The organism is Providencia sp. PROV189 (assembly GCF_028480065.1).
GTDB classification, from domain to species: Bacteria; Pseudomonadota; Gammaproteobacteria; order Enterobacterales; family Enterobacteriaceae; genus Providencia; species Providencia stuartii.
The window spans coordinates 63315-78838 of sequence record NZ_JAMPOG010000003.1; the positions used below are offsets into that span (position 1 = coordinate 63315).

At 41.4% G+C, this 15524-nt stretch carries 11 protein-coding genes and 1 pseudogene; 8 read left to right on the plus strand and 4 right to left on the minus strand.

Annotation, left to right across the window (positions count from 1 at the left end; all coding sequences use genetic code 11):
- Positions 1-2: 2 nt before the first annotated feature.
- Positions 3-1253 carry a tryptophan permease gene (gene mtr, locus PR833_RS01640; RefSeq protein ID WP_053109893.1) on the minus strand — a complete coding sequence of 417 codons (1251 nt, stop codon included), beginning with the start codon at positions 1251-1253 and terminating at the stop codon, positions 3-5.
- Between the two features lie 165 nt (positions 1254-1418).
- Positions 1419-1856, minus strand: coding sequence for a nucleotide triphosphate diphosphatase NUDT15 (locus PR833_RS01645; RefSeq protein ID WP_004920878.1), 438 nt, complete (start codon positions 1854-1856; stop codon positions 1419-1421).
- Positions 1857-2017: 161 nt separating this feature from the next.
- Here PR833_RS01645 and fruK point away from each other — a divergent pair, with 161 nt between their 5' ends.
- Positions 2018-2953: a 1-phosphofructokinase gene (gene fruK, locus PR833_RS01650; RefSeq protein ID WP_004920877.1), complete on the plus strand. Its 936-nt coding sequence runs from the start codon at positions 2018-2020 to the stop codon at positions 2951-2953.
- Positions 2954-3011: 58 nt separating this feature from the next.
- On the opposite strand, the gene nfo is transcribed toward fruK, so the two are convergent.
- Both nfo and PR833_RS01660 read right to left on the minus strand, forming a co-directional pair.
- Positions 3012-3854: a deoxyribonuclease IV gene (nfo, locus tag PR833_RS01655; protein WP_004920874.1), complete on the minus strand. Its 843-nt coding sequence runs from the start codon at positions 3852-3854 to the stop codon at positions 3012-3014.
- Positions 3855-3960: 106 nt separating this feature from the next.
- A complete protein-coding gene (locus PR833_RS01660) occupies positions 3961-5040 on the minus strand; it encodes a YeiH family protein (protein WP_272525839.1) in 1080 nt (359 codons plus the stop codon).
- A 226-nt stretch (positions 5041-5266) separates the two neighbouring features.
- On the opposite strand from PR833_RS01660, the gene yieE reads away from it, so the two are divergent.
- From yieE to PR833_RS01700, 7 genes and pseudogenes are all read left to right on the plus strand, one after another.
- Positions 5267-6130 carry a DNA-binding transcriptional regulator YeiE gene (gene yieE, locus PR833_RS01665; protein ID WP_040133253.1) on the plus strand — a complete coding sequence of 288 codons (864 nt, stop codon included), beginning with the start codon at positions 5267-5269 and terminating at the stop codon, positions 6128-6130.
- Between the two features lie 215 nt (positions 6131-6345).
- Entirely contained in the window at positions 6346-7836 is a 1491-nt protein-coding gene (locus tag PR833_RS01670) for an amino acid permease (RefSeq protein ID WP_004920869.1), read from the plus strand.
- A gap of 347 nt (positions 7837-8183) precedes the next feature.
- On the plus strand, positions 8184-9308 hold the full coding sequence (locus tag PR833_RS01675) for an ABC transporter substrate-binding protein (protein WP_154598944.1): 1125 nt from the start codon (positions 8184-8186) through the stop codon (positions 9306-9308).
- A gap of 18 nt (positions 9309-9326) precedes the next feature.
- Positions 9327-10421 carry a FecCD family ABC transporter permease gene (locus PR833_RS01680; RefSeq protein ID WP_014656188.1) on the plus strand — a complete coding sequence of 365 codons (1095 nt, stop codon included), beginning with the start codon at positions 9327-9329 and terminating at the stop codon, positions 10419-10421.
- A complete protein-coding gene (locus PR833_RS01685) occupies positions 10418-11206 on the plus strand; it encodes an ABC transporter ATP-binding protein (protein WP_004920863.1) in 789 nt (262 codons plus the stop codon). The genes PR833_RS01680 and PR833_RS01685 overlap by 4 nt, the downstream gene beginning before the upstream one ends.
- A 264-nt stretch (positions 11207-11470) precedes the next feature.
- Positions 11471-13443 (plus strand): annotated as a pseudogene (locus tag PR833_RS01690) (ligand-gated channel protein).
- A 593-nt stretch (positions 13444-14036) separates the two neighbouring features.
- Positions 14037-15419, plus strand: a complete 1383-nt coding sequence (locus PR833_RS01700) for an APC family permease (RefSeq protein WP_004920857.1) — start codon at positions 14037-14039, stop codon at positions 15417-15419.
- Positions 15420-15524 lie beyond the last annotated feature (105 nt).

Consider the following 15524-nt stretch of genomic DNA (forward strand, 5'->3'; position numbering starts at 1 on the left):
CATCAGTAAACAGGCAGTAAACCAGATAAGGAGAGTATGTGTGCTACGGCATTAATGACACCAAACAAGATAACAAATAGGATGATACCAATGCCGCCAGGCGCCCTATAACTGTTATTCGGGAAACGCTTACGACTTGCCCTTGCCATCAGCGCGGGCACAATCACTGCCCAAATAGTGGCAGCGAGGCCTGCAAAGCCAATGGCATAAATAAAGCCATTAGGAAAAGCTAGGGCAAATACAGCCGGTGGCAGGAAAGTGATTAAGGCAGATTTTAAACGGCCTTGTTTGCTATCGTTGAATTTAAAGAAGTCAGCAATAAAGTCAAACAGCCCCAAAGATACACCTAAGAATGAACTTGCCAGTGCCATATACGAGAACAAATTCAAAAACTTCGAAATAAAATCGCTGTTGGTAGACAAATTCATTTGCTTAAGCAGTGCACCAATATTATTGCCGTCCTCACGGATTTGGATAAAGGCAGAGCGTGGAATATTCCCTTGGACCGCATACTGCCACAAGATATAAATGGCAACGGTGATAATCGCACCATAGACAAGGCTACGAACCACAGAACGGCTATCTTTATTATAGTATTTTACAAGCCCAGGAACGTTACCGTGATAGCCGAACGATGTCAGCAAATAGGGCAGTGCAGCGAGGGCATAAGGTAAATAATGTGTATTGCCTTGATCGACTTGGTTAAACAGAATCGAAGGTGAGGCTGTGGTGACCATACCGCCAACTGACATAATAAAGGTGATAACCATACCACCAATTAAAATGGTACTTAAACGGTCGACGGCACGCGTAGATAACCAAACAACAAAGGCAACCAGAAGTGCGAAGAACAATCCAGAAACGGCTTGTGGAACGTCCATTTTTATATAGGAAGATAAATTTTCCGAGATAATCGAGCTACCCGCGGAAATATAAGCATACGTTAAAATATAAAGGACAAAAGTAATGGATAGCCCATTAATTGAGTTCCATACAGGCCCAAGTAAATCTTTAACCATGGTATGAAAACTTGCGCCAGCAGGGTAATTCATATTGGCTTCTAAAATCATTAATCCTGAAAGCAGCATACAAAAAAAGGTATACAGCAAAAGTAGGATAGAGCCTGTAAACCAGACACCGGAGGTCACCATGGGGATTGAAAACATACCAGCGCCAACGGCTGTACCCGCGATGATCATCGCCCCACCTAAGATGGAGGGCTGCTTATTTGTTTTTACTGCATCAACAGACATGGAAACTCCCGATTAATGTTTCTTTGTACTAGCTTAATGATACAGTTGAGGCATGTTGATGTAAACAATAATTAAAGCACAAATAGGTAAAATTAAGAGTAGTAATAATAGGTTGGGTGATTATTGTACAAATAGCCTTGAGCTATTTGTACCTGAGTAAAGCGATTAAGCGGGGTGATGATAAAATTGTTGGTTTAGCCAGAGGTCAATGGCATTACGGCTAGCCTCAAAATGGGGTTCTGGGAGTTCATTCGGGGATACCCACATCAAGCTTTCGCACTTATCTTTTTCCATGATTTGCGGCTCGATATCGCCATTATATTCAACATGCATACAGATAGAGACAGTATGTTTACCTTCTTGGTGATAGGTGTTTATATTGTTACTAATACCAAAAACCGTTGGGGCGGTAATATCAATACCAATTTCTTCTTTTATTTCACGAATAGCACAGGTTTCGAATGATTCCCCAGCATCGACATGCCCCCCAAATATTGACCAGTATGGTGCGTGCTTGCTGCTGCGTTTGCCCATTAAAATTTGGCCTTGTGAATTCGTGATAATTACGCCAACACCAACGACAACGCCATCAACAGTAGACATCAACTTCTCCTTTCTTTTTTTATTCTATTCGGTGCGATTCTGCCAGTTTATAGCAGAAAAACAATCAGGAAAAACTACAAATATCACTGAAGCCATTGTGTTTTAATGGTATAACTATGGCTGCATACACATGACGATAATGATAAGGGAGATTCGAGGTTATGACTCGCCGGGTTGCTACAATTACATTAAATCCTGCCTATGATCTTGTTGGGCTATGTCCATCAATCGAAGTCGGTGAAGTCAACTTAGTGAAGACGGCTAGCCTCAATGCAGGAGGCAAAGGCGTTAATGTCGCGAAAGTTCTACGAGATCTTGGTATTGATATCACAGTTAGCGGCTTCATGGGGAAAGATAACCAAGAAGAATTCCAACACTTCTTTAGTGATAATGGTATGGCAAACCGCTTTTACATGGTGTCAGGACGCACAAGGATCAACGTAAAGCTGACAGAAGATAATGGTGAATCGACAGATTTCAACTTTTCTGGCTTTGAAGTCAGTAAAGAAGATTGGAACCGTTTCTCAACGGAGTCACTCAATTGGTTAGGCCATTTTGATATGGTGGTGGTGAGTGGTAGCCTACCAAATGGGATTGATCCCGAAGAATTCACTCGTTGGATGAGCCGCTTGCGTCAATTATGTCCATGTATCATTTTCGACAGTAGCCGTGAAGCATTAAAAGCAGGGTTAAAAGCCTCGCCTTGGTTAGTGAAACCCAATCGCCATGAATTAGAAATGTGGGTGGGTCGCAAGTTACCTGAATTGAAAGATGTCATTGCGGCAGCACATGAATTACGCGATAAAGGCATTTCTCATGTGGTTATCTCGCTTGGTGAAGAAGGGGCATTATGGGTGAATGCTTCAGGCTCTTGGTTAGCTAAACCGCCTCGTTGTGAAGTGATCAGCACGGTGGGGGCTGGTGATTCAATGGTTGCAGGCCTCGCTTATGGCTTACTGAATGGTGAATCTAGCGCACACACATTGCGTATGGCCACGGCTATTTCAGCGTTATCCGTATCACAGCCTGATGTTGGCTTAAAAAATCGTAATAAGCTTGCCGATATGATGGCAAAAATTGAGATGGAATCACTGTAAAACGATAAAGGCGGCGGAGGTTAACTTGCCGCCTTTATGCTTTATAGATAGTGACTGGTTATTTTTGCTGTGATTTTAGCCAAGCAATTTCTTGAGGCCAAATATCTGGATTAATGGTTTCAAGGATCAGAGGGATGCCATCGAAACGAGGGTCTTTCATTATGTAACTAAAAGGTGTGTAGCCTATATTACCTTCCCCTAAGCTATGGTGACGGTCGACTCGGCTGGCAAACTCACTTTTGGCATCATTTAAGTGCATACCTTTGAGGTACTCAAAACCAACAATGTCAGAAAACTGTTTGAAAGTCTCTTCACAAGCCTCCTCTGTTCGCAAATCATAGCCTGCTGCAAAGGCGTGGCAAGTATCAATACAAACACCTACTCGGCTTTTATCATCCACATCTTCAATGATTTTTGCTAAATGTTCAAAACGATAGCCTAAGTTTGAACCTTGCCCCGCCGTATTTTCGATGACGGCAATGACGCCTTGAGTTTCATTTAGGGCGATATTGATAGATTCGGCAATACGAGCTAAGCAATCATCTATATCGATTTTTTTCAGGTGGCTGCCAGGGTGAAAATTGAGTAGGTCAATACCAAGCTGCTCACAGCGTTGCATTTCGTCAATAAATGCGATGCGTGATTTTTCTAACGCTTCTTGCTCTGGATGACCTAAATTAATTAAGTAACTGTCATGCGGTAAAATTTGGTGCTTACCATAACCGTATTTTGCACAGTTAGCCTTAAATTTTTCAATCACCTCCTCGCTAAGAGGTGGGGCTTTCCACTGGCGCTGATTTTTGGTAAACAGCGCGAATGCCGTAGCGTTAATTTCATGAGCGCGAATAACAGCTTGATCAACGCCTCCAGAAGCGCTGACGTGTGCTCCAACATATTTCATTCTTGACTCCTTCTTTTATGAAGAAGTATGCCATTAATAGGCGAATAAATGAAATCAACAAAAAGGTCGCATTAAATGCGACCAAATTAAAAAATGAACAAAGAGTTTATAGGATAGTCTGGATAATGGCATTGATGGCGAAACCACCAATGATTAGCCATACAAATAAGATAAGCGCCATCAATAATGGTTTGATCCCCGCCTGACGTATTGCACTAACATGAGTTGTTAAACCGAGGGCAACCATGGCCATCGCCAACAATACGGTATCTAACGTGATAATGTGTTTTACTATTTCTGTCGGTATCAAATTGAACGAGTTGAACGCAGCGACCAGAATAAAGATAACGGCAAACCAAGGGATCGTGATTTTGCTTTTTTGGGCTGTTTGTCCTTTAGCGACCGCAGAGCGGCGGCTCAAATAAGCAGATAAAATAATTAAGAAGGGTGCAAGCATCATCACTCGGATCATTTTGGTGATCACGGAAGCATTCTCTGCGTCAGGGCCGATAGTGTGACCGATAGCGACGACTTGAGCGACTTCATGCACTGTTGAGCCAATATAAATACCAAAGGTGTCTTGGGTCTGTGTGAACCAACCAAAATGTGCATTAAGTTGATAAAGCCATGGATACACAAAAATGGCGATAGTACCAAAAATCACCACCGTTGAAACGGCGACGGCAACTTTACTGGCAGAGGCTTTGACAACAGGCTCTGTCGCCATAACCGCTGCGGCTCCGCAAATACTGCTACCTGCACCGATTAAAAAAGTGGTTTCATCATCGAGTCCAAACACCTTTTTACCTAACCAAAAGGCCAACAAGAAAGTGGATGCGAGGGTAAGTGCATCAATGAGCAACCCTGTGGCACCAACATCAGTAATTTGTTGGAATGTTAGGCGAAAGCCATAAAGTATGATCCCCGCACGTAAAAAATAGTGTTTGGCAAATTTGATCCCCTCATCACAACGATGACTAATAGCAGGGGAGATTGTATTCCCGACGATGATGCCTAATAAAATTGCCAATGTCAGGGCGCCTAAACCGACATCAATAAACCATTGCTGCTCTCCAAGATATATCGAAATTGCGGTTAAAACTCCCGCTAAAATAATACCTGAAATTAGTTTTAGAGCTGGGTGCTGTGCGCTCTGTACTAACGTTTTTGTATTGCTTTTATCCATAACCTTACCTTTAGTTACGACTAATACCCTTCATAAAAGCAGTTTATTCAGGGTATAGATAATTTTGGAATAAGCATATAACAAAAACTATAATAATTTAAATTGATTGTTTATATATAATCTATCTGAATTTCTGGTTATAAGTTTCTTCTGGTAAGTTGGTAATAAATCGTTAATATTAACAATATTATTACAAACTCTAGTGAACAATGTTGGGGCTACCTGTATGCGAATAACACTTAGGCAACTCGAGGTATTTACGGAAGTACTAAAAAGTGGCTCCACGACGCAAGCATCCCAATTACTCGCTTTATCGCAATCTGCTGTAAGTGCGTCGTTGACCGACCTTGAAGGGCAACTTGGAGTACAACTGTTTGACCGAGTAGGCAAACGGCTTGTGACTAATGAGCATGGTCGGCTGCTCTATCCAAAGGCATTGGCGTTGCTTGAACAAGCGTTGGAAGTAGAACAATTATTCAAAAAAGAGATGGGGGCGGTGCGTCTCGCTGCCAGTACCACAATTGGTAATTACATGCTGCCATCACTGCTGGCGGAGTATCGTCGTGACCACCCGACGATCCCATTAGAGTTAAATATCAGTAATACAGAGGAAGTTATTAAAGCGGTGATGGAATTTCGCGCTGATGTGGGTCTTATTGAAGGCGTGTGCCATAGCCCCGAGTTAATTACCGAACCATGGCTAAAAGATGAATTGGTGATATTTGCGGCTCCTAGTAATCCATTGGCGGGAAGAACACTCACCTTAAAAGAGTTACGTGATGCGCCTTGGGTGCTGCGTGAAAGAGGCTCAGGTACACGAGATGTGCTCGATCAGCTGTTATTTGCTCATTTACCGGGTTTTCATATTTTTATGGAGCTTGGTAATTCGGAGGCCATTAAGCATGCAGTTCGCTTTGGTATGGGGATCAGTTGCTTATCAAGACGCGTTATTGAGGAGCAATTGACGAACGGGTCGTTAGTAGAGCTAGAGGTTGAAGGGCTACAGTTACAGCGAACACTGTATTTGATTTATCACCGCCAAAAACATTTATCTAATGCAATTAAAAACTTATTAGATTATTGCAAGTAATGTGTCGGTGATTTAACAAAGTTTATGGATCGTATAAACCCAAATGGTCAACAAGGTTGTTATTTGAACTATGATGCATAGGATATAAGTGTTTTACTAATAATTCCGTTGGGATTATGAAGGTATCTTATAACTGCCAAGAGTTACTTAGTTCTGACAGGATGTTTTGCTAGAATTCCTTCAATATTGATTAAATAAAGAAAAACAGGGAACAGATGTCAGAACAACAAACCACTACGGTACAAGGTAGCGGACAAAGCAAATTACGTCGTGAGTTGAAAGCTCGCCATCTTGCAATGATTGCCATTGGCGGCTCCATTGGCACCGGCCTCTTTGTTGCATCCGGTGCAACCGTTGCACAAGCAGGTCCCGGCGGGGCGCTTCTTTCTTATGCAATTATCGGCTTAATGGTCTATTTTTTGATGACCAGCTTAGGTGAACTTGCGGCTTATATGCCAGTGTCAGGTTCTTTCGCGACCTATGGCGCTAAATATGTTGATGAAGGTTTTGGTTTCGCATTAGGCTGGAACTATTGGTATAACTGGGCTGTAACTATTGCTGTCGACTTGGTTGCCGCGCAACTGGTCATGACTTACTGGTTCCCTGATACGCCGGGTTGGATTTGGAGCGCAATATTTTTAGCCGTCATTTTCTTACTGAACTATATTTCTGTTAAAGGGTTTGGTGAGGCAGAATATTGGTTCTCACTCATTAAAGTGACAACCGTTGTTATTTTCATCGTTGTCGGCGTATTGATGATTTTTGGTATCATGAGTGGTGCTGAAAATGCGGGATGGCATAACTGGACCATCGGGGATGCACCATTTGCTGGTGGTTTCTCTGCCATGATTGGTGTGGCGATGATTGTCGGCTTCTCTTTCCAAGGAACCGAACTGATTGGTATCGCCGCGGGTGAATCTCAAGACCCTGCGAAGAATATCCCTAAAGCAGTACGTAAAGTATTTTGGCGTATCCTTTTGTTCTATATCTTTGCAATCTTGATCATTAGTTTGATTATTCCATATACAGATCCTAATCTACTGCGCAATGATGTTAAAGATATTAGTGTTAGCCCATTTACCTTAGTATTTGAAAATGCTGGGTTGCTATCGGCAGCAGCAGTAATGAATGCGGTTATTTTAACGGCGGTACTATCGGCAGGTAACTCAGGGATGTACGCCTCAACACGTATGCTGTATACCTTAGCCCGTGAAGGTAAAGCACCACGCATTTTTGCTCGCCTCTCAAAAGGTGGGGTACCGCGTTATGCGCTATTTGCCACTACGGTAATTGCTGCTCTGTGCTTCCTAAGTTCAATGTTTGGTAACCAAACTGTCTACTTATGGCTACTGAATACTTCAGGTATGACAGGGTTTATTGCTTGGTTGGGGATTGCAATTAGCCATTATCGTTTCCGTAAAGGTTATATTGCGCAAGGTAAGGATATTAATGACTTACCTTATCGTTCGGGCTTCTTCCCAATTGGTCCTATCTTTGCTTTTGTTCTCTGTTTAGTGATTACATTAGGGCAAAACTATCAAGCGTTTTTAGAAGATAAAATTGATTGGGTAGGGGTTACAGCCACTTATATTGGTATTCCATTATTTTTAGCAATTTGGTTTGGCTATAAAATAGCCAAAAAAACGTCAATTATTCGTTATAAAGACATGGAATTCCCAAGCTACCGTGAAAATCTGAATAAATAATTGCTTAAATTATTTACACATATTCAATAACAGTAAGTTATAAATAAAAATGCCAATCAACAATGAACTGGGGTCAGTTCGAACGTTGATTGGCATTTTTTATAATGGGAAAAACCGAATAATCGGGTCGTTTCCTCATGATATGCTTTACATGCTGAGTCTGGCGTTATCTTCTTTTTTAAAGACGAAATAGCCAATTTATCAATTGATTAACAAAAATTTTCGTCCACGATCACAATTCAATACATAGATGGAATTAAATCAGCAATCGTATTGATAAGTATTCTTATTTGCTTTATTGTTATGGGCACCAAAATAAAGGGGATAAGAGGTTTGATGTGAAGTTGATGGCAAAGTCGTTAGCAAAAGGGATAGGTTTAGCATTATTTGCAGGCTCTGTGATGAGTATCAGTATTAGCTCATTGGCTGCAACAGTCACTGATGTTGCTGGTAGAACGGTTGAAGTACCTGATAATGTTAATCGTATCTTACTTGGTGAAGGCCGTTTGTTGAGTGCAATTGCTTTACTTGAAGGCGATAAACCGCTTGATAGAATTGTTGGCTGGCAAGGCGACTTACGTAAACTTGATCCACAAACTTACGCGGCTTATAAAGCTAAGTTCCCTCAAATTGATAATATTCCATTAATTGGTAATACCAGCGCTGATAGTGTCAGTGCCGAAAAAGTATTAACACTGAATCCAGACATTGCGATTTTTGGCCTCTCTGGTCATGGTCCCGGTAAAAATAGTGAGTTAGTAGGGCAGTTAGAAAAGGCGGGTGTGCCTGTTGTGTTTGTTGATTTTAGAGACAATCCACTGCAAAACACGCTACCGAGTATCCGTATGCTTGGGAAAGCATTAAATCGCGAACAGACTGCAGAAAAATATGCTGATTTTTACGAAAAAAATCAAAAATTAGTGACTGATATCACCAGTAAAATCCCTGAAGATAAAAAGCCTACCGTGTTTATTGATTTACGTGCTGGTGCATTTGAAGATTGTTGTGGAACCGCAGGCAACGGGAACATGGGGAATTTTATCGACCTAGCGGGTGGGAAAAATATCGCCAAAGATGTGCTACCCGGTGCCTTGGGTAATATGAACCTAGAAAAGGTTATCGCTGTTGACCCACAAATTTATATCGCAACAGGTGCTAAAGCTCCCGGCAGTAAAGATGTCGGAGTGCAATTAGGGGCACAAGGCACTGTTGAAGATGCAAAAAGTAGCTTGAAAAAAATTACTGAACGCAAAGGAATTAGCTCTTTGTCAGCGGTGAAAGATGGCAAAGACTATGCAATTTGGCATAACTATTACAATTCTCCCTACAACGTATTAGCGACTCAAGTATTTGCTAAATGGTTCTATCCGGAGCAGTTTGCTGATCTGGACCCGCAAAAAACCTTGAATGAATTACATAGCCAATTTCTTGCAGTTGAGCCAACCGGCATCTATTGGGTAAGTGAGAAGTAAATTTTGTAGGTAATAATAATGAGTCTTACTACCGAGTCTATATCAACTGTTAAGCCGTCAGTGAGAGAAAATGATAATGGTGTGAAGCAGCATTATCAAAAAATGTTACGTCGTAGGGTAGCATGGATTGCCGTGATCATCGCTGCAATCTTATTATCATTGGTTATTGATTTCACATTAGGCCCATCCGGCTTATCGCTAGAAAAATTATGGCAAACCATCGTATCCCCTGAATCTGTAGAAGCGGGAACTCGTGTGATTGTTTGGGATATTCGTTTGCCTTATGCCCTTATGGCCGTTGTGATTGGCATGTCACTTGGCCTTGCTGGGGCCGAGATGCAAACTATCTTGAATAACCCGTTGGCAAGTCCATTTACCCTCGGTGTTTCCAATGCCGCTGCTTTCGGTGCGGCATTAGCGATTGTTTCCGGTATTGCTATTCCTGGTGTGCCTGATCAGTGGGTAATTTCAGCGAATGCCTTTATTTTTGCACTATTGGCTGCACTGATGTTAGATGCGGTGACCCGTTGGACGCGCGTTGCAACATCGGGTGTCGTATTGTTTGGTATCGCATTGGTATTTACCTTTAATGCTTTAGTTTCAATGATGCAATTTATTGCCACAGAGGACACTCTGCAAGGTCTAGTATTCTGGACAATGGGGAGCCTTTCAAAAGCAACATGGGTAAAACTCGGTGTGATGACACTCGTCTTTGCTCTAATTTTCCCATTGGCGATGATGAGTTCATGGAAACTGACTGCACTGAGGTTGGGCGAAGACCGAGCGATTAGTTTTGGTATTGATGTCCGTCGGTTACGTTTAACCACATTGTTGCGTATCAGTATCTTATCAGCGTTGGCAGTCGCATTTGTGGGGCCTATCGCCTTTATCGGTCTGGTTGCTCCTCATATCGCGCGCTTGATGTTTGGTGAAGATCACCGCTTTTATTTGCCAGCAAGCGCATTAATTGGTGCCTTAGTCTTATCCATGGCATCTATTGCATCTAAAAATATTATACCGGGTGTCATTATTCCTGTTGGTATTGTGACCTCACTCGTTGGTGTACCGTTCTTCTTAAGTATTATTTTACGTCATAGAGGTAGTGTGTCATGACAGATGGCCTGATTATTAATCGCTTTAATGCAGGTTATCCTAAAAACCCTGTGATTGAAGGGCTGACAACAGAAGCTTTACCAAGAGGTCAGATCACTGTGTTATTAGGGCCAAATGGAAGCGGCAAATCGACTCTGCTGCGCTCTTTGGCTGGTTTAAATAAAGCTACAGGGCAATTGCTGTTAGATGGAATGGATTTAACACAGCAAAACTTTGCTCAGCGTGCGCAAAATGTTGTCTATTTACCTCAAAGCTTACCAGCAGGTGTTCATCTTTATGTCTTGGAATCAGTGATCGTTGCTCAAAGAGCATCGGGTGGTCTGAGTAATGAAAATAGTAAAGATGAAGTGATGCATTTATTGCGTCAATTAGGTATTGAACATTTAGCATTAAGTTATTTAGACCAATTATCAGGTGGTCAAAAGCAATTGGTTGGTTTGGCACAATCATTAATTCGTCAACCAAACTTATTGTTATTAGATGAGCCATTAAGTGCATTAGATTTAAATTACCAATATCACGTTATGGATTTAGTGGCGAAAGAAACAAAGCGTCGCAATATTATTACGGTGGTTGTGGTTCATGATATCAATATTGCGTTAAGACATGCTGAACATGTTTTAATGCTAAAAAAAGGCAAACTGATTGCTCAAGGTGAACCAGAGGCCGTGATTACGCCAGATAGCTTGGCTGATGTGTACGGTGTTAGGGGGCGAATAGAGCGCTGTTCTCAAGGGGTACCACAAGTTTTAATTGATGGCTTAGTGGATAAGTTAGCGAGCTAGTTTTGATATAAATTAATAGTGTCAATGAAGTTTAGATTGGCACTATTAATTGAATAAAAGAATAAAGGTTATATTTTTCTAGCGATAATTAGTTATAGAAAATTTCAATATATACAAATAGTATTTACCATAAATTTTCTATGGGTAATTTTTATTATCTAATAACCAAAAAAATAATAATAGTAATGATAGGGTTATAGACCCGAATATTGAGCTTATGTCATATCAAAATTCAAATCAAAATTATCTCTTGGAGAGTTGGGAATGGTAGTTTTCAATAAAAGAAAAATTGCAATAAGCGTTATTGCGGCAATCACAGCAGCCCCTGTATTTGCGGATGATAGTAAAGACACGATTATGGTTACCACCGCATCTGGCTTCCAACAAAAAATTGAAGATGCGCCAGCGTCTATTTCTGTGGTAACGCGTGAGCAACTAGAAAATAAAGCTTACCGTGATGTCACCGATGCATTGAAAGACGTTCCGGGCGTTCTAGTCACCGGCGGCGGTAGTAGTTCAGATATCAGTATTCGTGGTATGGATGCAAAATACACGATGATCTTGATTGATGGTAAGCGTGTTGATACGCGCAGTACGCGCCCAAATAGTGACGGTTCAGGTATCGAACAGGGATGGCTGCCACCACTACCCGCAATAGAACGTATTGAAGTTGTTCGTGGGCCTATGTCTTCCCTCTATGGTTCTGATGCTATGGGTGGGTAATTAACATTATTACTCGCCGTGTGCAGCAAGAGTGGACGACAAGTTTACGTGCTGATACAACAATTACTGAGCGTAGAAATTCAGGAAACACTGGACAAGGCAGTTTCTATACTTCTGGTCCACTGATTGATGGCTTGTTAGGCGTGAAGCTTAGCGGTCAATATTCACACCGTGGTGAAGATAAAATCGTTGATGGTTTCGGTCGTCAAATCGTTGCAAGTGGTGGTGGAACACTGTCATTAACACCAGATGAAAAGAACACCTTTGATTTGGATTTCAAAAAAGATAGCCAGCATAGGGACTATCGTGAAGGCTATACGTATAAAGAAGGTGATAGTAGCAGCTTTAGTAAATATGAGATGACGCATACTGCATTAACTCATACAGGGGTTTATGACCTAGCTAACACTGATACTTATATTCAATACGATGAAACTAAGAACCCAACTCGTAAGATGAAATTTGATGATCTCATCATACGTAATCAAAGTGTCTTCTTAATTGGTGACCACAGTTTAAGTTTAGGTGGCCAATATCGTAAGGAAAAATTAGAAGCAGGTGATAATAAGTTTGCACTAAACAAACTTGACCGTTATAGCTGGGCGCTGTTTGCGGAAGATGAATGGTTAATGACCAATGATTTCGCTTTAACCGGCGGTATCCGTATGGATAAAGACGAAAACTATGGTACTCACTGGACACCTCGTCTTTATGGTGTTTGGCATGCTGACGACCAATGGACCATCAAAGGTGGTGTGTCTACAGGTTATAAAGCACCTGACTTACGTCAATCTTCAGCAGACTGGGGGCAATCAACGGGTGGGCGCGCAGGTAACGCAGTGATTTACGGTAACCCGAATTTGAAACCGGAGAAAAGTGTTACAGAAGAAATTGGTGTAATTTGGAATAACCAAGACAATATTACCGCAGGGATCACGATCTATAATACCGATTTCAAAGATAAAATTACAGAAGTTAGACGCTGTGATAATAGCAATGCAAATATCAGAGACTGTACATTAGATGATGGTATTGGTGATAATGGTAAGCCATACCGTTTTGTTAGTGACCGTGAAAACGTTGATAAAGCAAGAATGCGTGGTGTTGAGTTAACGTTTAACTGGGGCATTCTGGATAATTTAGCGTTTTCGGCGAACTATACTTACACCGACACTGAACAAAGAAGTGGTGTCAATAAAGGTAAGCCGCTAAACAAGCAGCCAAAACATATGGGTAATACGACATTGACATGGGATACAACTGAAGAGTTGCAAACATGGGCACGCATGAATTTCCGCGGTAAAACGTCTGATTACCAAGGCCGTGGTGAGACAATGAATAATGGTACGGCGTCATATGCATTGTTTGATTTAGGGGCAAGCTACCAGTTGAACAAGAATGCAAATATTGTCGGTGGTGTCTATAACGTGCTAGATCGCCGCATTGACTCAACAAACTATGGTGCTGAATTAGAAGGTCGTCGATACAATATAGGTATTAACTATAACTTCTAATGAGTTTGATAACTAACTGAATTAAGGCCCTCTTATTGAGTTAAGAGGGCCTTGTTTTTTGGCGTGCGAAAAAGAGTAAAAAATGTCTTTTAATAGCAAAAATTTATAGAAGAAAACAAGTTATTAGCTACCAGCGCAAAATCGGCAAATTTATCAAAAATTCTCATCAAATATTGTCTGTTTTTTTAACAATACCTATTGCTATTTGATAACTTGAAGTGCAAAATGCGCGAACTAAAAAAATGACTGATACCTCAATTTCCGGTATCGGTTTTTTTTTGCTTTTTAAGTTCGTTTAATTTTATGGGGCCGGATAATAGGCCGGATAGATAAATTATATTTTTACGTGTAGCAAACATTTTATGCTACCGATTTGAGGAATGCTTGCATGGCTTACTTTTTCGCATTCGCAGCAGGGCCTGGTGGCCGTGGCTGCCGCATCGATGATTACGGAGCAATCGGCTGCTTCGCAACTTCACCATTTAACCTTTCATCTTTCTTCTCTGCCTATAGGCAGATGCAAAGTCTTCCCAGTAACTGTCGATTAAGTAGGTCAAATAGTACTCAATCGAAAGTTATGGGAGGGCTTTATCATGCCAAATAATTCAGTACCATTATCCATCGGTAGCAACCAAACTGGTGCAAACAACCGCGTAGAGCTGGCAAAAACGCTCACCCTGTTACAAGTGGTGATGATTGGTCTTGCTTATATTCAGCCAATGACGATTTTCGATACTTTTGGTATGGTATCGGATAAAACCGGTGGTCACGTCCCGACTTCCTATATTATTGCACTTGCTGCGATACTATTTACTGCTCTGAGCTACGGCAAATTGGTAAAACGTTTTCCATCTGCTGGCTCGGCGTATACCTACGCTCAAAAATCAATGAGCCCACATATTGGCTTCCTTGTAGGATGGACCTCGCTGCTGTCTTACATCTTTATGCCAATGATCAACATATTATTAGCGAAGATTTATTTACAAGATATCTTCCCAACGGTTGAGCCTGCTATTTTTGTTGTGGGGCTAGTTATTCTGATGACTGCCGCTAACTTACGCGGTATCAACGTCATCGCTAATCTAAGTACCGTGATTGCCATTATTCAAATAGGGGTCATGGTTGTATTTACCTTGATTGTGATTCATGGTGTATCGAATGGCGAAGGAACGGGTGAAGTTTGGACCTTCCGACCATTTGCTGATGAGCACACGGAATTGATCCCTCTGATAGCCGGAGCGACAATACTCTGCTTTTCATTCTTAGGTTTTGATGGGTTAAGCTCTCTGTCAGAAGAGACGCCAAATGCAGGTAAAGTGATCCCGCGTGCTATTTTCCTGACAGCACTTATCGGTGGGATTATTTTCATTACCGTGTCATTCTTCTTACAACAATTTTTCCCAGATGTTTCGCGCTTTAAAAACATCAATGAAACACAACCTGACATTATGAGATTTGTTGCTGGGGCATTCTTCCAGTCCATTATTTTGGTTTTCTCATGTGTTACCGTATTGGCTTCAGGTATGGCTGCACATGCAGGTAGTGCTCGTTTGATGTATGTGATGGGGCGTGATGGGGTGTTCCCAGAAAAAATCTTTGGCCACGTAAGTCCAAGATGGCGTACTCCGTCTTATAACGTATTAATGGTCGGTGTGTTAGCACTTGGCGCTATTTGGTTTGAGATGGACTTTGCAACAGCATTAATTAACTTTGGTGCACTGATTGCGTTTACGTTCGTTAACATTTCAGTTATCAGCCAGTTCTTCATTCGTGAACGCCGTATACATGGGATTAAGAATATCCTTAACTATTTGATTTTGCCTGTCATTGGTACGCTGACCGTTTGTGTACTATGGTTAAATATCGAAGAGGATTCAATGGTATATGGCTTAATTTGGACGGCTGTCGGTCTGGTCTATATGGCGATATTGACGCGTATGTTCCGTCGTCCAATGCCTCAAATGAGCGATTATTAATTTAGTCGATTGAATAAAAACAGCACCTCAGAGTGCTGTTTTTTTTGCCTATTATTCAGGCTGTTAGTCTATTATTTGTTTTAACCTTCCAATCAGCTAATTGTG

Coding starts and splice junctions, on each gene's coding strand:
- fruK (WP_004920877.1), top strand. CDS start 2,018: ATGACTCGCCGGGTTGCTACAATTACATTAAATCCTGCCTATGATCTT.
- PR833_RS01670 (WP_004920869.1), top strand. CDS start 6,346: ATGTCAGAACAACAAACCACTACGGTACAAGGTAGCGGACAAAGCAAA.
- PR833_RS01675 (WP_154598944.1), top strand. CDS start 8,184: ATGGCAAAGTCGTTAGCAAAAGGGATAGGTTTAGCATTATTTGCAGGC.
- PR833_RS01700 (WP_004920857.1), top strand. CDS start 14,037: ATGCCAAATAATTCAGTACCATTATCCATCGGTAGCAACCAAACTGGT.
- yieE (WP_040133253.1), top strand. CDS start 5,267: ATGCGAATAACACTTAGGCAACTCGAGGTATTTACGGAAGTACTAAAA.
- PR833_RS01680 (WP_014656188.1), top strand. CDS start 9,327: ATGAGTCTTACTACCGAGTCTATATCAACTGTTAAGCCGTCAGTGAGA.
- PR833_RS01645 (WP_004920878.1), bottom strand. CDS start 1,856: ATGTCTACTGTTGATGGCGTTGTCGTTGGTGTTGGCGTAATTATCACG.
- mtr (WP_053109893.1), bottom strand. CDS start 1,253: ATGTCTGTTGATGCAGTAAAAACAAATAAGCAGCCCTCCATCTTAGGT.
- PR833_RS01660 (WP_272525839.1), bottom strand. CDS start 5,040: ATGGATAAAAGCAATACAAAAACGTTAGTACAGAGCGCACAGCACCCA.
- nfo (WP_004920874.1), bottom strand. CDS start 3,854: ATGAAATATGTTGGAGCACACGTCAGCGCTTCTGGAGGCGTTGATCAA.
- PR833_RS01685 (WP_004920863.1), top strand. CDS start 10,418: ATGACAGATGGCCTGATTATTAATCGCTTTAATGCAGGTTATCCTAAA.